Origin of the sequence: Escherichia sp. B1147, assembly GCF_001660175.1 — a bacterium.
Classification (GTDB): domain Bacteria; phylum Pseudomonadota; class Gammaproteobacteria; order Enterobacterales; family Enterobacteriaceae; genus Escherichia; species Escherichia whittamii.
Genome location: NZ_LFHY01000007.1, coordinates 38,100 through 57,692, shown reverse-complemented (window position 1 = coordinate 57,692; position 19,593 = coordinate 38,100). Strand labels below are relative to the sequence as shown.

At 51.6% G+C, this 19,593-nt stretch carries 17 protein-coding genes; 10 read left to right on the top strand and 7 right to left on the bottom strand.

What is annotated here, in order from left to right; all coding sequences use genetic code 11:
* Positions 1 to 48: 48 nt before the first annotated feature.
* Both puuR and puuD read right to left on the bottom strand, forming a co-directional pair.
* Entirely contained in the window at positions 49 to 606 is a 558-nt protein-coding gene (gene puuR, locus A9180_RS06655; RefSeq protein WP_064527275.1) for an HTH-type transcriptional regulator PuuR, read from the bottom strand.
* A gap of 25 nt (positions 607 to 631) precedes the next feature.
* The gene (puuD, locus tag A9180_RS06650) at positions 632 to 1,396 is read right to left on the bottom strand and encodes a gamma-glutamyl-gamma-aminobutyrate hydrolase (RefSeq protein WP_064527272.1); all 765 of its coding nucleotides are present in this window, start codon (positions 1,394 to 1,396) and stop codon (positions 632 to 634) included.
* A 212-nt stretch (positions 1,397 to 1,608) separates the two neighbouring features.
* On the opposite strand from puuD, the gene puuA reads away from it, so the two are divergent.
* The 9 genes from puuA (at position 1,609) to sapF (ending at position 10,702) form a co-directional block, all read left to right on the top strand.
* Positions 1,609 to 3,027: a glutamate-putrescine ligase gene (puuA, locus tag A9180_RS06645; RefSeq protein ID WP_064527270.1), complete on the top strand. Its 1,419-nt coding sequence runs from the start codon at positions 1,609 to 1,611 to the stop codon at positions 3,025 to 3,027.
* A 148-nt stretch (positions 3,028 to 3,175) separates the two neighbouring features.
* Complete coding sequence (locus A9180_RS24180) at positions 3,176 to 3,340, top strand: hypothetical protein (protein WP_123057970.1); 165 nt, start codon at positions 3,176 to 3,178, stop codon at positions 3,338 to 3,340.
* Positions 3,330 to 4,715 (top strand): putrescine/proton symporter PuuP, encoded by a 1,386-nt coding sequence (gene puuP, locus A9180_RS06640; RefSeq protein ID WP_064527268.1) that lies wholly within the window; start codon positions 3,330 to 3,332, stop codon positions 4,713 to 4,715. Before A9180_RS24180 ends, puuP begins: the two co-directional genes overlap by 11 nt.
* Before the next feature lie 133 nt (positions 4,716 to 4,848).
* The gene (locus A9180_RS06635) at positions 4,849 to 5,094 is read left to right on the top strand and encodes a YmjA family protein (RefSeq protein ID WP_064527266.1); all 246 of its coding nucleotides are present in this window, start codon (positions 4,849 to 4,851) and stop codon (positions 5,092 to 5,094) included.
* 325 nt (positions 5,095 to 5,419) lie between these two features.
* Positions 5,420 to 7,063, top strand: coding sequence for an ABC transporter substrate-binding protein SapA (sapA, locus tag A9180_RS06625; RefSeq protein ID WP_064527262.1), 1,644 nt, complete (start codon positions 5,420 to 5,422; stop codon positions 7,061 to 7,063).
* A complete protein-coding gene (sapB, locus tag A9180_RS06620) occupies positions 7,060 to 8,025 on the top strand; it encodes a putrescine export ABC transporter permease SapB (protein ID WP_064527260.1) in 966 nt (321 codons plus the stop codon). The genes sapA and sapB overlap by 4 nt, the downstream gene beginning before the upstream one ends.
* Entirely contained in the window at positions 8,012 to 8,902 is an 891-nt protein-coding gene (gene sapC / locus A9180_RS06615) for a peptide ABC transporter permease SapC (protein WP_064527258.1), read from the top strand. The genes sapB and sapC overlap by 14 nt, the downstream gene beginning before the upstream one ends.
* Positions 8,902 to 9,894: a peptide ABC transporter ATP-binding protein SapD gene (sapD, locus tag A9180_RS06610; protein ID WP_001128852.1), complete on the top strand. Its 993-nt coding sequence runs from the start codon at positions 8,902 to 8,904 to the stop codon at positions 9,892 to 9,894. Before sapC ends, sapD begins: the two co-directional genes overlap by 1 nt.
* Before the next feature lies 1 nt (position 9,895).
* Positions 9,896 to 10,702, top strand: coding sequence for a peptide ABC transporter ATP-binding protein SapF (gene sapF, locus A9180_RS06605; protein ID WP_000573415.1), 807 nt, complete (start codon positions 9,896 to 9,898; stop codon positions 10,700 to 10,702).
* Between the two features lie 60 nt (positions 10,703 to 10,762).
* On the opposite strand, the gene A9180_RS06600 is transcribed toward sapF, so the two are convergent.
* From A9180_RS06600 to A9180_RS06580, 5 genes are all read right to left on the bottom strand, one after another.
* Complete coding sequence (locus tag A9180_RS06600) at positions 10,763 to 11,926, bottom strand: multidrug effflux MFS transporter (protein ID WP_064527255.1); 1,164 nt, start codon at positions 11,924 to 11,926, stop codon at positions 10,763 to 10,765.
* Positions 11,927 to 11,934: 8 nt separating this feature from the next.
* Entirely contained in the window at positions 11,935 to 13,308 is a 1,374-nt protein-coding gene (locus A9180_RS06595; protein WP_064527253.1) for an efflux transporter outer membrane subunit, read from the bottom strand.
* Between the two features lie 3 nt (positions 13,309 to 13,311).
* Positions 13,312 to 16,419 carry an efflux RND transporter permease subunit gene (locus A9180_RS06590; protein WP_064527252.1) on the bottom strand — a complete coding sequence of 1,036 codons (3,108 nt, stop codon included), beginning with the start codon at positions 16,417 to 16,419 and terminating at the stop codon, positions 13,312 to 13,314.
* Positions 16,419 to 17,540, bottom strand: a complete 1,122-nt coding sequence (locus A9180_RS06585; protein WP_064527250.1) for an efflux RND transporter periplasmic adaptor subunit — start codon at positions 17,538 to 17,540, stop codon at positions 16,419 to 16,421. The genes A9180_RS06590 and A9180_RS06585 overlap by 1 nt, the downstream gene beginning before the upstream one ends.
* 148 nt (positions 17,541 to 17,688) lie before the next feature.
* On the bottom strand, positions 17,689 to 18,255 hold the full coding sequence (locus A9180_RS06580; RefSeq protein ID WP_064527248.1) for a TetR/AcrR family transcriptional regulator: 567 nt from the start codon (positions 18,253 to 18,255) through the stop codon (positions 17,689 to 17,691).
* A 514-nt stretch (positions 18,256 to 18,769) separates the two neighbouring features.
* Between A9180_RS06580 and fabI the strand changes: the two genes are divergently transcribed.
* Positions 18,770 to 19,558, top strand: coding sequence for an enoyl-ACP reductase FabI (gene fabI / locus A9180_RS06575; RefSeq protein ID WP_000506490.1), 789 nt, complete (start codon positions 18,770 to 18,772; stop codon positions 19,556 to 19,558).
* Positions 19,559 to 19,593 lie beyond the last annotated feature (35 nt).

Here is a 19,593-nt window from a genome sequence, read left to right as displayed (position 1 = left end):
GTTGATTGCCGGGCGCATTGCGCGTACCCGGCTTACAGAACAAAAAGATTAAAACGTGGTGGGCGTATGGGCGCTGATTATTCGGCAAATGCCTGCCGAGGTATTACTGAAACTGTGCGGGATGCCGGTATTAATGGCATAACTTTGCCCCGCGACGAGGTGATAATCCTGGCCATTAATGGTCAGAACAATTTCACCTTCCAGTACAGTGCCTATTTCCTCACCCTGATGCTTAATTCTTTCCCCGGTGGTTGTGCCCGGCTGGTACGTTTCAAAGATCATCGCCAGCGTGCGATTCGGGTTACCGTTATGCACCAACTTCATCGACACACCCTGACTACCCATTTCAATTAACTCGTCCTGATTAATGACGACCTGCGGTTCATCAGGTTTTTCCGGCTCGGAAAAGAATTCCGAGAGTGACAGACCATACACCTTCAGCAGCTTTTGCAGCGTACTAATGGCAGGGCTGACTTTATCCTGCTCTATCGTACTGATAGCACTGTGAGTCAGCCCGGAGAGTTCGGCGGCACGACGTTGTGAAAGCCCCTGCTGCTGGCGGATTTCCGACAAGCGTTTTCCTGGCGCCAGTCCCTCATCACTCATATTTGCATTTCCTTAACTGTAGTGGTCAGAGTCGCTGTTTTTCAGCGATATGGTTCTGACAAGCGGTGATAAAGCCCTCGAACAATATACGCGAAAGCGCGTACTCGCTACTGTTCCATTCCGGGTGCCACTGTACGCCCAGCGCGAAAGGATGATTGATGACGCTCACCGCCTCAACCAGTCCATCCGGCGAGCGAGCTTCAACACGCAACTGCGGGCTAACGACCTTTGCCCCTTGTCCATGCAGAGAGTTTACCCAAAAGTTGCTACATTCAGGTAACAGTGCAGACAGTAATCCCCCCTCTTCAACCTGCACTTCGTGCGACGGCGCATATTGCTGCTCCACTGGCAGTTCGGGATCTTCACGATGTTCCAGCAATTCAGGCTGTTCGCACAGCTTGCGATGCAGTGAACCACCGGTTGCCACCACCAGTTCCTGTAACCCCCGGCAGATGGCGAAAATGGGGATGCGCCTTTCGAGTGCGGCATTAATTAACGCCATGCTCAGAAGATCACGCCCGGGATCGGCGTCAGGCTCATCGCCGTTTTCACCATATAGGTGCGGCTGCACATTGCTGGGACTACCAGGAAGATAAATGCCATCGAGTTTCGGCAGAAGTTCTTCAAGTAATGACGGTTCCGCCAGCGCATGTGGCAGCGCAATCGGCAACCCGCCCGCGTGGATGATGGCATTCAGGTACTTTTCTTGCAGAGTCTGGGTCGTATGACCCTTAAGCCTGTTCCTGCACATTACGACACCGATAACCGGATTGTTCATTATATTTTCCATGCTCAATCTCACAAAGTGGACTAAATTATCGCCATTACTGCGGTTTAAATGACCTTTTTGTTCAATATTTTTTCAATCTAGCAGTGAGTTTTCTTTTTTGCAAACTCAATTTAACATTTGACAAACATTTAGTTTGCATACAGATTCGAAGAGTGGTCATTATATTTTACGCTTTGATAACGAGCGGAAAACAAAACCAAAGGCGAAGAATCATGGAAACCAATATCGTTGAAGTAGAGAACTTTGTTCAGCAGTCAGAAGAGAGGCGGGGTAGCGCCTTTACGCAGGAAGTAAAACGCTACCTGGAGCGCTACCCGAATACGCAATATGTTGATGTTTTACTTACCGATTTGAATGGTTGTTTCCGTGGGAAACGCATTCCAGTTTCAAGTCTCAAGAAGCTGGAAAAAGGGTGTTACTTCCCGGCCTCGGTATTTGCAATGGATATTCTGGGCAATGTAGTAGAAGAGGCGGGCCTGGGTCAGGAAATGGGTGAACCGGATCGTACCTGTGTCCCTATTCTTGGTTCCTTAACCCCTTCTGCCGCCGATCCAGAGTTTATCGGTCAGATGCTCCTGACCATGGTCGATGAAGATGGCGCTCCCTTTGACGTTGAGCCGCGGAACGTACTTAACCGCCTGTGGCAGCAGCTACGCCAGCGCGGATTGTTCCCGGTTGTAGCGGTAGAGCTGGAGTTCTATTTACTGGATCGCCAGCGCGACTCTGAAGGGTATCTGCAACCGCCCTGCGCGCCCGGCACCGATGACCGCAGCACCCAAAGCCAGGTTTACTCGGTTGATAACCTCAACCACTTCGCCGACGTGCTCAATGATATTGATGAACTGGCACAGTTACAGCTGATTCCCGCTGACGGCGCGGTCGCTGAGGCCTCGCCGGGCCAGTTCGAAATCAACCTTTACCATACCGATAACGTGCTGGATGCCTGCGATGATGCATTAGCCCTTAAACGCCTGGTGCGTCTGATGGCAGAAAAGCATAAGATGCACGCCACTTTTATGGCGAAGCCGTATGAAGAGCACGCGGGTAGCGGGATGCACATCCATATCAGCATGCAAAATAACCGTGGTGAGAACGTTCTTTCTGACGCTGACGGCGAAGATTCGCCGCTGCTGAAAAAGATGCTCGCCGGGATGATTGACCTGATGCCGTCGTCGATGGCGTTGCTGGCACCGAACGTGAACTCGTATCGCCGTTTCCAGCCGGGGATGTATGTGCCGACGCAGGCGTCGTGGGGCCATAACAACCGCACCGTCGCCCTGCGTATTCCGTGCGGCGATCGTCATAATCACCGCGTGGAATACCGCGTGGCGGGTGCCGATGCCAACCCGTATCTGGTGATGGCGGCGATTTTTGCCGGTATTTTGCATGGCCTCGATAACGAATTGCCGTTGCAGGAAGAAGTCGAAGGCAATGGGCTTGAGCAGGAAGGTTTACCCTTCCCGATTCGTCAGAGCGATGCCCTGGGTGAGTTTATCGAGAACGATCATCTGCGCCACTATTTAGGCGAGCGCTTTTGCCATGTGTATCACGCCTGTAAAAATGATGAGCTGTTGCAGTTTGAGCGCCTCATCACAGAAACAGAAATTGAGTGGATGTTGAAAAACGCATAGTACCCCTTGCGGGGTTGTTTCATCGGCCTGAGCGGAGCCAGGCCTGACATTTGCTGGTAATCCAGACATTTCCCGGATGTCGCGTTATGGAACGCAGGCGGCAACGGGCTTCCGTTAACGATTAAGACTGTGACGAGGAAATGAGATGATGCCGATGATTAAATCCCCGCAGGGCGAGGGAGGCTGCGTATGCGCCCTCCCTGCGACTGACTGGACTCCGCCCCCTTTGCTTCCCTTGCTAAACAGGTTTGATTTCAGGTCGACACGACCGCAAACCTTATTACGCAGGGGAGGCAGCAATTATGGCTATTAATTCACCGCTGAATATCGCCGCACAACCTGGCAAAACCAAACTGCGTAAGTCGCTGAAGCTGTGGCAGGTGGTGATGATGGGGCTTGCCTATCTTACGCCAATGACCGTGTTCGATACCTTTGGCATTGTCTCCGGCATCAGCGACGGCCACGTTCCAGCGTCCTATTTACTGGCACTGGCGGGCGTGCTGTTTACCGCTATCAGCTACGGCAAACTGGTTCGCCAGTTTCCGGAAGCCGGTTCAGCCTATACCTACGCGCAAAAGTCGATTAACCCGCACGTTGGCTTTATGGTCGGCTGGTCATCGCTGCTGGATTATCTCTTTTTGCCGATGATCAACGTACTGTTGGCGAAAATCTATCTCTCCGCCCTCTTCCCGGAAGTGCCGCCGTGGGTGTGGGTAGTGACGTTCGTCGGCATTTTAACCGCCGCGAATCTGAAGAGCGTCAACCTGGTCGCCAACTTCAATACCCTGTTTGTGCTGGTGCAAATCTCCATTATGGTGGTGTTTATCTTCCTGGTGGTTCAGGGCCTGCATAAAGGAGAAGGTGTTGGCACCGTCTGGTCGTTACAGCCGTTTATCAGCGAGAACGCGCATCTGATCCCAATTATTACCGGGGCGACGATCGTCTGCTTCTCGTTCCTCGGCTTTGATGCGGTGACCACGCTTTCGGAAGAGACGCCCAATGCCGCACGCGTCATCCCGAAAGCCATCTTCCTGACGGCGGTGTACGGCGGCGTTATCTTTATCGCTGCGTCATTCTTTATGCAACTGTTCTTTCCTGATATCAGCCGCTTTAAAGACCCGGATGCCGCGCTGCCGGAGATTGCGCTGTACGTCGGCGGCAAGCTGTTCCAGTCGATTTTCCTCTGCACCACGTTTGTGAACACATTAGCGTCTGGCCTGGCTTCACATGCCAGCGTCTCGCGTCTGCTGTATGTCATGGGGCGTGACAATGTGTTCCCGGAACGCGTGTTTGGCTATGTCCATCCGAAATGGCGCACGCCTGCGTTGAACGTCATTATGGTCGGGATTGTGGCATTGTCGGCGCTGTTCTTCGATTTAGTCACCGCCACGGCGCTGATTAACTTCGGTGCACTGGTGGCGTTTACCTTCGTTAATCTGTCAGTGTTTAATCACTTCTGGCGTCGCAAAGGAATGAATAAAAGCTGGAAGGAACACTTCCACTATTTGCTGATGCCGCTGGTTGGCGCGCTGACGGTGGGCGTGCTGTGGGTTAACCTCGAAGCTACCTCGCTGACGTTAGGCCTGGTGTGGGCCTCGCTGGGCGGGGCGTATCTGTGGTATCTGGTACGACGTTATCGCAAAGTGCCGCTGTACGAGGGTGACAGAATGCCGGTTAGCGAGACGTAATTGTTGGATGCTCGGCGCATTACCCTCAGGCAGGGTAATGCGCCGCCCTATTATCTATAAAAAGATGTATGACCCGGATCTCGAGTGCTATCATCCGCCCCTATGCGTAGCGCATTAACCCCAGGGGCAAACAATGAACCATGATATCCCACTGAAATATTTTGATATTGCCGATGAGTACGCGACCGAATGCGCCAAACCTGTCGCAGAAGATGAACGCACGCCACTGGCCCACTACTTCCAGTTACTGCTCACCCGTTTGATGAACAATGAAGAGATCAGCGAAGAAGCCCAGCATGATATGGCCGCTGAAGCAGGAATTAACCCCGTACGCATTGATGAAATCGCAGAGTTTTTGAATCAATGGGGTAATGAGTAACCATTTAATTACGGACGCTCGGTCAGTATTGTTGGCCGGAGAAGGCTTTCTCGCCGCATCCGGTTAAAAACGTGCCGCACTTTGTCAGCAATCTCAAGCCAGCGGTAACGAGTTTATCAGGTTCGCGCCGCCCTGCTCCTCGCTAAGTTGTTCTGTGAGTTATAGTTATAGAGAAATCACGGGTACGAATGTTGAACAGATGGCGACACATCCAGTGCGACGACCAACCACCTGGCCCTCATTATTACCCCTGAAAACAAACGGTAATGGCAAATGTCATTAAATATTAGTAAGATAGCCTCTTTACATAAAATCCCTTAATATTATGCGCCAGGTATTATCGTCTCTTTTGGTGATTGCTGGACTTGTAAGTGGTCAGGCAAAAGCCGCGCCTGAACCCACCCCGCATGCTGATATCCGCGACAGCGGTTTTGTCTATTGCGTCAGCGGGCAAGTCAACACCTTTAACCCATCCAAAGCGAGCAGTGGGTTAATTGTCGATACCCTTGCCGCCCAGTTTTATGATCGACTGCTGGATGTCGATCCCTATACCTATCGCCTGATGCCGGAACTTGCCGAAAGCTGGGAAGTGCTCGACAACGGCGCGACCTATCGCTTCCACCTGCGTCGCGATGTCCCGTTTCAAAAAACCGCCTGGTTTACTCCCTCTCGCAAAATGAATGCCGATGATGTGGTGTTTACCTTCCAACGGATTTTTGACCGCAACAACCCGTGGCATAACGTCAACGGTAGTAACTTCCCCTATTTCGACAGTCTGCAATTTGCCGATAACGTTAAAAGCGTCCGCAAGCTGGATAATCATACTGTTGAGTTCCGTCTCGCCCAGCCGGATGCTTCTTTTTTGTGGCACCTTGCGACCCATTATGCGTCGGTAATGTCTGCTGAATATGCGCAGAAATTAGAGAAAGAAGATCGCCAGGAGCTACTCGACCGTCAGCCGGTCGGCACCGGGCCGTATAAACTGTCGGAAAATCGCACGGGGCAATATATTCGCTTACAACGTCATGATGATTTCTGGCGTGGCAAACCTTTGATGCCACAGGTGGTGGTGGATTTAGGTTCCGGCGGTACAGGACGGTTGTCGAAACTCCTGACCGGTGAATGTGACGTCCTGGCCTGGCCTGCCGCCAGCCAGTTATCCATTTTGCGCGACGACCCGCGTTTGCGTTTAACGCTGCGTCCGGGGATGAACGTCGCCTATCTGGCGTTTAACACCGCTAAACCGCCACTAAATAATCCGGCGGTCCGCCATGCGCTGGCACTGGCAATCAATAACCAGCGCCTGATGCAATCCATCTATTATGGTACGGCTGAAACTGCGGCCTCTATTTTACCGCGCGCCTCGTGGGCTTATGACAACGAGGCTAAAATTACTGAATACAACCCAGCGAAATCGCGCGAACAACTGAAAGCCCTGGGGCTGGAAAACTTAACGCTGAAACTGTGGGTGCCAACGCGATCGCAGGCATGGAACCCCAGTCCGCTGAAAACCGCCGAACTGATTCAGGCGGATATGGCGCAGGTTGGCGTGAAAGTGGTGATTGTGCCGGTAGAAGGTCGTTTTCAGGAGGCGCGGTTGATGGATATGAGTCATGATCTGACGTTAGCCGGTTGGGCGACGGACAGTAACGACCCGGACAGTTTCTTCCGTCCGTTACTCAGCTGCGCGGCTATTCACTCGCAAACCAACCTTGCACACTGGTGTGATCCGAAATTCGACAGCGTGTTGCGTAAGGCCCTCTCCTCGCAGCAACTGGCGGCGCGTATTGAAGCCTATGATGAAGCACAAAGCATTCTGGCGCAGGAACTGCCCATTCTGCCGCTGGCCTCATCACTGCGCTTGCAAGCCTACCGTTACGATATTAAAGGTCTGGTACTGAGCCCGTTCGGTAACGCCTCCTTCGCGGGGGTGTATCGTGAGAAGCAAGAAGAGGTGAAAAAACCATGATTATCTTCACCTTACGTCGTATTTTGTTATTAATCGTCACCTTATTCCTGCTGACCTTTGTTGGCTTCAGTTTGAGCTATTTCACTCCACACGCGCCGTTACAAGGCGCGTCACTGTGGAATGCCTGGGTGTTCTGGTTTAACGGACTGATCCACTGGGATTTTGGTGTTTCCAGCATTAACGGGCAGCCTATTGCCGAACAGTTAAAAGAAGTCTTTCCGGCAACGATGGAGTTGTGCATCCTCGCCTTCGGTTTTGCGCTGATTGTCGGGATCCCGGTGGGCATGATTGCCGGAATTACTCGCCATAAGTGGCAGGATAACTTGATCAACGCCATCGCGTTGCTGGGCTTTTCCATCCCGGTTTTCTGGCTCGCGTTACTGCTGACGCTGTTTTGTTCGCTGACGTTGGGCTGGCTGCCCGTTTCAGGGCGTTTCGATCTGCTCTACGAAGTGAAACCGATTACCGGTTTTGCGCTGATTGACGCCTGGCTTTCGGACTCGCCGTGGCGGGATGAAATGATCATGAGTGCACTTCGCCATATGGTGCTGCCAGTCATTACCTTGTCGGTTGCGCCAACGACCGAAGTGATCCGACTGATGCGTATCAGCACCATCGAAGTCTATGACCAGAACTATGTAAAAGCGGCAGCGACCCGTGGTTTGTCACGCTTTACTATTTTGCGTCGCCACGTACTGCATAACGCGTTACCGCCAGTCATTCCACGTCTGGGTTTACAGTTTTCCACTATGCTGACGCTGGCGATGATCACCGAAATGGTGTTTAGCTGGCCAGGATTGGGGCGCTGGTTAATTAACGCCATCCGCCAACAAGATTATGCCGCCATTTCCGCCGGAGTAATGGTGTGCGGTTCATTGGTCATTATTATTAACGTGATATCTGATATTTTGGGTGCCATGGCTAACCCTCTGAAACATAAGGAATGGTATGCCTTACGATAGCGTATACAGCGAGAAGCGCCCGCCGGGCACGCTGCGTACTGCCTGGCGCAAATTCTATGGAGACGCCTCTGCGATGGTCGGTCTGTACGGCTGCGCGGGGCTTGCGGTGCTGTGTATTTTTGGTAGCTGGTTTGCGCCTTACGGCATCGACCAGCAATTTCTTGGTTATCAATTGTTGCCGCCGTCATGGTCACGCTATGGCGAAGTCTCTTTCTTCCTGGGGACCGACGACCTGGGACGCGACGTTTTAAGTCGTTTATTGAGTGGAGCAGCACCTACCGTGGGGGGCGCATTTGTGGTGACGCTTGCCGCGACGATCTGTGGTCTGGTACTTGGCACCTTCGCCGGTGCAACGCACGGTCTACGGTCAGCGGTGCTAAACCATATTCTGGATACTTTGTTGGCGATTCCGTCCCTGCTGTTGGCAATTATCGTAGTGGCATTTGCCGGACCGAGTTTGTCGCATGCCATGTTTGCCGTCTGGCTGGCGCTACTGCCGCGTATGGTGCGTTCGATTTACAGCATGGTGCATGACGAACTGGAAAAAGAGTACGTTATCGCCGCCCGTCTGGATGGCGCAACGACGCTGAATATTCTCTGGTTTGCTGTTTTACCTAATATCACTGCCGGACTGGTCACCGAGATCACTCGTGCACTATCAATGGCAATTCTTGACATTGCCGCGCTGGGCTTTCTTGACCTCGGCGCGCAACTGCCCTCGCCTGAATGGGGGGCGATGCTTGGTGATGCGCTGGAACTGATTTATGTCGCCCCGTGGACCGTCATGCTGCCTGGTGCGGCAATTATGATCAGCGTGTTGTTGGTTAACCTCCTTGGTGATGGTGTGCGTCGTGCAATTATTGCGGGGGTGGAATAATGCCATTATTGGATATTCGTAACCTGACCATTGAATTTAAAACCGGTGATGAGTGGGTTAAAGCCGTCGACCGCGTGAGTATGACCTTAAACGAAGGTGAAATTCGCGGACTTGTTGGCGAATCCGGCTCCGGCAAAAGTTTGATTGCGAAAGCGATTTGTGGGGTTAATAAAGATAACTGGCGTGTTACCGCTGACCGAATGCGTTTTGATGATATCGATTTGCTGCGTCTTTCCGCACGCGAACGGCGCAAACTGGTTGGACACAACGTGTCGATGATCTTTCAGGAACCGCAATCGTGTCTTGATCCATCGGAACGTGTCGGTCGTCAGTTGATGCAGAACATCCCAGCCTGGACCTATAAAGGCCGTTGGTGGCAACGTTTTGGCTGGCGCAAACGCCGCGCCATTGAGTTGCTACACCGCGTGGGGATTAAAGATCATAAAGATGCGATGCGCAGTTTCCCGTACGAGTTGACCGAAGGTGAATGCCAGAAAGTGATGATTGCCATCGCACTGGCGAATCAACCGCGTCTGCTGATTGCTGACGAGCCGACCAACTCGATGGAGCCTACTACCCAGGCGCAAATATTTCGCCTGCTGACGCGTTTGAATCAAAACAGCAACACCACTATTTTGCTTATTAGTCATGACTTACAAATGCTTAGTCAATGGGCGGACAAAATCAACGTGCTTTACTGCGGACAAACAGTGGAAACCGCGCCGAGTAAGGAGCTGGTGACGATGCCGCATCATCCTTACACCCAGGCGCTGATCCGCGCGATACCGGATTTCGGCAGCGCAATGCCGCATAAAAGTCGCCTCAATACTTTGCCGGGCGCCATCCCACTGCTGGAACAGTTACCGATTGGGTGTCGTCTTGGGCCGCGTTGCCCGTATGCACAACGAGAATGCATTGTGACGCCGCGCCTGACGGGGGCGAAAAATCATCTCTATGCCTGTCATTTCCCGCTGAACATGGAGAAAGAGTGAGATGATAGAAACTCTGCTCGAAGTGCGTAATTTAAGCAAAACGTTCCGCTACAGGACCGGCTGGTTTCGCCGCCAGACAGTAGAAGCGGTAAAACCATTGAGCTTTACGCTGCGTGAACGCCAGACGTTGGCGATTATTGGTGAGAACGGTTCCGGTAAATCGACGCTGGCAAAGATGCTGGCAGGAATGATTGAGCCAACCAGCGGCGAGTTATTGATTGACGATCATCCGCTGCATTTTGGCGATTATTCCTTCCGAAGCCAGCGTATTCGCATGATATTTCAGGATCCGTCCACCTCGTTGAATCCGCGTCAACGTATTTCGCAGATCCTTGATTTTCCACTGCGTTTGAACACAGACCTGGAACCGGAACAGCGCCGGAAACAGATAATTGAAACAATGCGTATGGTCGGTCTGCTACCGGATCACGTCAGCTACTATCCGCATATGTTGGCACCCGGGCAAAAACAGCGTCTGGGTCTGGCGCGAGCGCTGATATTGCGCCCAAAAGTTATTATTGCCGATGAAGCCCTCGCCTCGCTGGATATGTCGATGCGTTCGCAGCTAATTAACCTGATGCTGGAGTTACAAGAGAAACAGGGTATTTCTTATATTTATGTTACCCAGCATATCGGGATGATGAAGCACATCAGCGACCAGGTTCTGGTGATGCATCAGGGCGAGGTCGTCGAACGTGGTAGTACTGCGGATGTGTTAGCGTCGCCGCTGCATGAACTCACCAAACGGCTTATTTCCGGCCACTTTGGCGAAGCGTTGACGGCGGATGCGTGGCGTAAAGATCGTTAATGTTCGGCGCCTCATTCTGACAGGGGAAATCCCCGTCAGAATGAGGCATTCATTAAGCCATTACTTCTGATTGCCGATTCTGGTGAGTGCAACCAGCAATGCCAGCGTGTAACACACCGTAATCGCCAGGCTCATTTTTAACAGCGTTTCCCCTCCAAATCCCGACAATGGCGCGGCTATACCGCCAAAAACAAACATGCTCATCCCCATCAGCGCAGACGCCGTTCCTGATTCTTGTGTCCCTACCGCACTCATTGCCTCTGCCCCACCAACAGTGCCTATGCCACTACAAAATGCGATGGTGAAAAATAATGCCACCAGTGCCGGAATAGGTAACTGCAACCATGCACACAGGACAGTGAGCGATGCACACAAAATCGCCGCTACCAGGCCGCCTCTCAACAATTTCATTGTGTTAATCCGTCGGGCCAGCCGTGAGAAGATCCATGAAGCGATGATAAGTCCGATACCGTTAAGGCCAAACACCAGGCTGAATTGCATTGGGCTAAAGCCAAACTCTTTCTGTAATACGAAAGATGAAGAGCCGATGTACGCAAACAAGCCTGCCAGCATAAAACTTTGAATCAGGCAAAAGCGCATAAAACGGCGGTTCTGCACCACACTTCGTCCGGTTAATAGCAATGATGATCCCCTTTTATTTTCTGGCAACGTCTCATTGATAAACAACAGGCACCCCAACAATAGTACGATGCTGATTCCTGCCATCACCCAGAATAAAATACGCCAGTCAAAAGTACTGACAATGTAACCACCCAACACTGGCGACAACACCGGAGCCAGGCCATTCACCGTCATTAACAACGCAAAGAACTGGGTCAGCGTTACCCCCTGATATTTGTCACGAGCAATAGAACGGGAGAGCACCGAACCACCTGCCCCCGCGATCCCCTGAATAAAACGCCAGACTACCAGCCAGTAAATATTGTTAGTTGTCGCACACAAAATGGAGGAGGCAATAAACAATAGCAACGACAATATTAACGGGCGTTTACGCCCTATTTTGTCGCTCAGAGGGCCAAATAACAGTTGCCCGACGCCAAGACCGATCAGTGACGCGGTCAGCGTTAATTGCGTTATAGTCGTGGTTGTCGCCAGTTGCTCCGACATTTCAGGTAATGCGGGCAAATAAAGGTCGGTACACATCGGGCCGATACCGGCTAAAAGACCAAGAATCAATGCCCATGAAAGAGATACTCTAGCCATACTATTCCTTACTTGAGTGATGACATGCCGCCGCCCAGCGACTGCCAGAGTGTTACCCGATTTGTGAAATCAGTCAGTTGCAGTGCCAGTAGCTCCTGCTGCGCGCTCCACAAGCTGCGTTGTGCCGTCAACACGGTCAGGTAATCACCGACGCCGGCTTGATAGCGACGCAGGCCAATATCGACCGTTTGTTGTTCAGCTTTGACATACTGACGCTGCGCATCCAGTTGTTCTTCAAGCGTGTCCCGTCGAGCCAGTGCGTTAGCGACATCTTTAAACGCGCTTTGAACGGTTTTCTCATAGGTGGCAATAAGCCCACGCTTTTGCGCTTCTGCGTAACGAAGCTGCGCCAGATTACTGCCGCCGGTGAACAGCGGTAATGTCACCGATGGCGCAAATGACCAGACCTGCATTCCGTGGCTGAACAGCGACGATAATGCGTCACTGCCGACGCCAGCACTTGCAGTCAGCGAAATAGTCGGGAAAAAGTTAGCCCGCGCGGCACCAATATCCGCATTGGCGCTCTTCAGATTATGTTCTGCCTCCTGAATATCCGGGCGACGCAGCAAAACTTCAGATGAAACTCCCGCAGGAACCAGGCTTATCATCTGTTCCGGCAGGCTTTCCAGTGTTTCCGGTAGCAGATTTTCTGCCAGTGTTGTGCCAGCCAGTAAGTTCAGAGCATTTTTATCCTGCATCACTTGCGTCTGATAGCTGGCAACGCTGGCGCGCGCCTGCTGATAGATACTCATCGCCTCGCTGACATCTGTCGCTGCCGCCGTGCCAACCTGCTGCTGGCGCTGGATAATTTTCAATGAGTTCTCTGCACTGACCATCGTTTCTTTTGCCAGGGCCAGGTTGCTGTTATCAGCCGCCAGAGTCAGCCAGGCGGTGCTGATTTCGGCAATCAGCGTTAAGCGAGTGTTTTGGGCTGTAAATTCGCTGGCAAGCCAGGTTTCCCGCGCCGCCCGTGACAAACTCCGATTACGACCAAACAGATCTAACGTAAAGCTGGACACCGCGCCATCTGCCTCGGCAGCGGTTCCCATGCCATTTGCCAGCGAACGGCTGCGGGTCGAGCTTAAGGCCGCATTTACCGTCGGGAATAACGACGCATTAGTTTGCCCATATAGCGCCCGTGCTGAGTCAATATCAGCAATCGCTTTTTGCACATCGCGGTTACTGTTCAGTGCAATGGTCACCACCTGCTGCAATCGGGGATCGTGGATCACCTGTTGCCAGTCCTGGCTGATTGCTTTCCCCTGCCCCTGTGTTCCCGGCAAGGTCGCCGGAATTGGGGATTCAGGCGTGCTGTAGTGGGGATCGAGCGAGACACATCCCGCACTCAACAGCACCAGAAAAATAAGAGAACGACGCAACATAACTTACTCCTGACGGCACGGTTTACCGGCAAACAAACGTTTAACCAGGACAAAAAACAGAGGAACGAAGAAGATGGCCAGTAATGTAGCGGTCAGCGTACCGCCAATAATGCCCGTACCAATGGCGATGCGGCTGTTCGCACCTGCGCCGGTTGCCATCGCCAGCGGCATGACCCCCGCAATAAACGCCAGCGAGGTCATGATGATAGGGCGTAAACGGGTCTGCGCCGCGCGTAATGCCGCCCGGCTCAGGGAATAGCCCTCAGCCACCGCCGCTTCAGCAAATTCCACAATCAGAATGGCGTTTTTCGACGACAAACCGATGGTGGTTAATAGCGCCACCTGGAAGTAAACGTCGTTGTTTAAATTACGCATCCAGGCTGCCAGCGCCGCACCGAGTAGCCCCAGCGGGATCACCAGAATGACCGAGAACGGGACTGACCAGCTTTCGTACAGTGCTGCAAGGCAGAGGAAAACCACCAGAATAGAGACCGCATACAGACTCAGTGCCTGACCGCTGGCCAGTTTCTCCTGCAATGACAAGCCACTCCAGGCCCAGGTTGTTCCTGCCGGAAGGTTGTTTGCCAGAGCTTCCATTTTTGCCATCGCGTCGCCAGAACTAAAACCGCTCGCGTTTTCCCCCTGAATTTCATAAGCCGCAGAACCGTTGTAGCGCACCAGTTTTTCCGGACCATAGATCCAACGCGTAGTGGCAAAAGCAGAGAACGGCGTCATGGCGTTATCGCTCCCGCGCACAAACCATTTCCCTAAGTCTGACGGCGCAGAACGAAACTCACTGTCGCCCTGAATGTAGACTTTTTTCACACGGCCACGGTCAATAAAGTCATTCACATAAGTACCGCCCCACGCGCTGGCCAGCGTGTCGGTGACATCGCTTAAGCTCAAACCCAGCGATACGGCTTTATTGTTATCAATATCTACCTGCAATTGCGGCATTTGTGGCAGATCATTGGCACGTACAGAAATCAGCTCAGGGCTTTGATTAGCCTGTTCAATCAACTGATTACGCATTTGAAGTAAGGTTTCGCGGTCAGTCGCACCACTTGTCATTAATTCAAACGTAAAGCCATTGCTATGCCCCAGACCATCAACCGCAGGCGGTGTCATGGCAAATACCGTAGCATCACGAATTGCTCCCAACTCTTTGGTTGCCCGTAAGGCAATGGCCTGGGCGGTATTTTCAGCGCCTTTACGTTGTGACCAGTTTTTCAACGAAACAAACGCCATCCCGGTGTTCTGTCCGCTACCACTGAAACTAAAACCATCAACGGTAAAAATGACATCGGTGTTTGCTTTTTCGTTTACCAGGAACCAGTCAACAATCTGACGATTTACTTCTGCTGTACGAGCGGCAGTCGCTCCGGCTGGCAGCGTGTACTGCACCATGATTTCGCCCTGGTCTTCAGTGGGTAAGAAACTGCCCGGCAGTTTCCACATCATCAAAGCCATTCCACCGCCCAGCACGACATAGACACCCATAGCCCGCACCGCCCGACGCAAAACATAAAGGACGCCATGCTGATACTTTTCTTCAGTGCGACGGTAAAAACGGTTAAATGCACCGAAGAAGCCTTTTTTATGCGGTTGGACATGCTGGAGGACAGAACCACAAAGCGCAGGAGTCAGCGTTAATGCGACCACCACGGAAAGCAGCATTGCGGAGATAATAGTTATCGAAAACTGACGATAAATTACCCCAGTAGATCCCCCAAAGAACGCCATTGGCAGAAATACGGCAGACAGCACCAGAGCAATAGCAACCAGTGCGCCAGAAATTTCGCCCATTGATTTTTCCGTGGCTTCACGCGCAGGCAGTCCTTCGTCGCGCATAATACGTTCGACGTTCTCCACCACCACAATGGCATCGTCCACCAGCAAGCCAATCGCCAGCACCATTGCAAACAAGGTCAGGGTATTAATCGAATAACCAAACAACGCAAGGACGCCAAACGTCCCCAGCAAAACGACCGGCACGGCTAACGCCGGGATCAGCGTAGCGCGCAGGTTTTGCAAGAATAAATACATTACGCAAACCACCAGTACGATGGCTTCAAACAGCGTCTGAATTACGTCTTCTACGGAGATTTTAATAAATTCAGTGCTGTCTTTCGGATAAGCAATGTCGTATCCCTGTGGCATATTGCGCTGAAATTCTGCGATTTTATCCTTTACCAGCGTCGCCGTGTTTAACGCATTCGCCCCCGGAGAGAGCATCACGGCTACCCCTGCGGCCGGATGACCGTTCAATTTGCTGATGGCGTTATAATCTTCGCTACCCATCTCAACGCGAGCCACATCCTTGATGCGAACAACTGCGCCGTCTGACTGGCTTTTAACAATGATATTTTTAAATTGCTCAACGGTTTGCAGACGTGACTGAGCACGAACTGTTGCCGTCAATTGTTGCGTGTTCGATGACGGTAAAGCACCTATTTTCCCGGCAGTAACCTGCACGTTTTGCGCTTCAATTGCACTTTGTACATCTGATGGCATCAGCGAGTATGAGGCCAGTTTGGCGGGGTCAAGCCAGATGCGCATAGCATATTCAGCCCCAAAAACTTGCAGACTACCTACGCCTTCAACACGCGCCAGCGGGTCCTGAAGATTACTTACCAGCCAGTCAGCGATATCGGAACTGGTCGCTTTATCGGTAGTGTCATACACTGCAGCAATCAGCAAAAAGTTGCTTTGTGATTTCTCCACTGTGACGCCGGTTTGCTGCACTTCGCTCGGTAAACGTGACTCCGCCTGCTGTATTTTATTTTGTACCTGCACCTGCGCGGTATCAGGGTCCGTGCCTTGTTCAAACGTCACGTTAATACTGACTGAGCCATCCGAACTACTGGTGGAACTGAAGTAGAGCAAATTATCCAGCCCGGTAAGTTGCTGCTCGATAACCTGAGTTACGCTGTTTTCCAGCGTTTCGGCTGAAGCTCCGGTATAAGTGGCTGAGATTCTAATGGTCGGCGGTGCAACGTCAGGATATTGCGCGACGGGTAATGTGCGAATAGCCAAAATACCCGCCAACATAATCAAGATGGCGATCACCCAGGCAAAGACGGGTCTGCGAACAAAAAAGCGCGAAAACATCAGGCGTTGCCTCCATTAGCCTGAACCTCAACGGCCCTGACGGTCTGCCCTGAAGTCACTTTGGAGGAACCTTCGACAATCAGCCGATCACCGTTGTGCAGACCGTTCAACACCAGCCATTTATCACCATAAGTTTCTCCCGTTTCGAGCGTGCGCTGCTCTACTTTATTGTCTTTATTTACCACCAGCGCGGTCGCATTGCCTTTAGCATCGCGCGTCACGCCCTGTTGAGGCGCGAGAATAGCGTCTTCCATCACGCCTTCATCGACACGAGCGCGAACAAACATGCCCGGTAATAACTGCTGTTGTGGATTAGGGAAAATCGCCCGTAATATCACCGAACCGGTAGACTCATCCACAGCCACTTCAGTGAGTTCCAGACGGCCTTTTTCGCTGTAGGTTGTGCCATCTTCCAGAATAAGTGAGACGCTCATGGTGTCACTGTTTGTCGCCAGTGACTGTTTGCGCAGACGCAGTAAATCGACACTGGAGCGAGTGAGATCAACATACATCGTTTCCAGACCACGAATAGTTGTTAACGCCGTATCCTGCGATGCGGTCACCAGTGCGCCAGGCGTCACCGATGAAATGCCTATACGCCCGGAAATCGGCGCGGTCACCGTGGTCCAGTCAAGATTAATGCGGGCAGTTTCCAGTGCGGCTTTTTTCGCCTCTACACTGGCTTTATCTTGTGCACAGGTAGACTGAGCATCATCAGCATCCTGTTGTGACACACCGTTATCTTTCACCAGTCGGGCATAACGCTGCGCTTTCTGGCAATCGGCTTTTACCAGTGCCTGTGCCTGTTGCAACGCAGCACGAGCTTCATTCCATGCCGCCCGATAACTGGCCGAATCAATCTGGTAGAGCGGCTGTCCGGCCTTGACCAGATCGCCTTCCTTAAACAAGCGTTTCTGGATAATTCCCCCAACCTGCGGACGTACTTCAGCACTGAGCGCAGCACTGGTGCGTCCGGTTAATTCACTAACGACCGAAACAGGTTGAGATTTGAGCGTAACAACGCCCACTTCTGTTTCCGACGGGGATGAATTGTTATTTTGCGTATTATCACAACCAGATAAGAGCAGCATTGCCACTACAGACGTTGCTATATACTTCATTATTTTCTCCAGGGTGAACAATACCCTCCTCATTAAAATTAATGAGGATATGTCAGGGATATTCAGATACAACGAACCCGCATCGCGAAATAAATTTCGCAATGAAATAAGGGGGATTAATATCCCCCGTTATTGGTTAATTCTGTGCTTATTTATTTATCAACATACTAATAATATCCTGATATATTTCCTGCAGACGTTGTGGATCGCTTTTTTGCGGTGTTAAGCGACGATAAACCGTACCTTCCACCATGGTAGCCAGCACTTCAACGCAACATCGAATGTGCTCATCGCTAAGATGGGGATGCATTCTTTTCATATGCGCACAACCGTTAGCGAACATTCTGGCATCAGCTTCCTCGAGCATTGCCATCACTCGCGAGTTGCGTGTTGCTTCTGCGGCCACTTCCAGCATCAACGCGTCGTCGTCTTCATTTAAGGATTTGCGCAAGGCAAGGACTTCCGGGAAGCGATCGGTACGCGCGTCAATGTCCATCTGGGCAATACGAAAGTCGATGATACGGCGAACCATCTCTTCAATAATGGCGTCTTTATTGGCGAAGTAACGGTAGATCTGCCCGACGCTAAGCTGAGCTTCGCTGGCAATTTGCGACATACTGGCGGCATGAAAACCGCAGCGACGAAAACACCGACGGGCGGCGTTGATGATTTCATCCTGACGCTGTTTATGACGTATCTCCAGCTTGCTAGTCATCTCTGTCTCCTGGCCTTTCACTTAGTGAGAATGATCGTTCTCATTTAGCTTAATTATACGTTTCTCCAAAGTAATGGGAAGTATTTTTATCCTATTCATGATGCATTTTCTGATAATGAAGAGATTGTGGAGATTCTGTGAAGATGGTTGACAATATTAAGTTGGCGTCAGTTCATCAGAGAAAGACCGCGACTTGTTGTCGCCAGATTATTAATCACCGATGACACAACTGACGCCAGGGTTGATAAATCCGCGTCTGTTTTCATCATCAAACTTACCGGAAATAATACGAATAGTTTTAAAGCCAGACTCTATAAGATATTTCCACAACCTGCCCCTTGCGAGCGTCGCAAAATGCTCTGTACCACTGATTCTCCCCCGTACAGAAAGCGCAACTATAGCCACCCACAGCCTGGTTGATTATAATAACCGTTTATCTGTTCGTATTGTTTACTAAAACGACGAATCGCCTGATTTTCAGGCACAACAAGCATCAACAATAAGGATTAAAGCTATGGGTTTTCTTTCCGGTAAGCGCATTCTGGTAACCGGTGTTGCCAGCAAACTGTCCATCGCCTACGGTATCGCTCAGGCGATGCACCGCGAAGGAGCTGAACTGGCATTCACCTACCAGAACGACAAACTGAAAGGCCGCGTAGAAGAATTTGCCGCTCAATTAGGTTCTGACATCGTTCTGCAGTGCGATGTTGCCGAAGATGCCAGCATCGACACCATGTTCGCTGAACTGGGTAAAGTCTGGCCGAAATTTGACGGCTTCGTACACTCTATTGGTTTTGCACCTGGCGATCAGCTGGATGGTGACTATGTTAACGCCGTTACCCGTGAAGGCTTCAAAATTGCCCACGACATCAGCTCTTACAGCTTTGTTGCAATGGCAAAAGCTTGCCGCTCCATGCTGAATCCAGGTTCTGCCCTGCTGACTCTTTCCTACCTGGGCGCCGAACGCGCTATCCCGAACTACAACGTTATGGGGCTGGCAAAAGCGTCTCTGGAAGCGAACGTCCGCTATATGGCTAACGCAATGGGTCCGGAAGGTGTGCGTGTTAACGCCATCTCTGCTGGTCCTATTCGTACCCTGGCAGCTTCCGGCATCAAGGACTTCCGTAAAATGCTGGCACACTGCGAAGCCGTTACGCCGATTCGTCGTACCGTTACCATCGAAGATGTGGGTAACTCCGCAGCGTTCCTGTGCTCCGATCTCTCTGCCGGTATCTCCGGTGAAGTGGTCCACGTTGACGGCGGTTTCAGCATCGCTGCAATGAACGAACTGGAACTGAAATAATCGTTCTGTTGGTCAAGATGGGCGGCGCTCTGTCG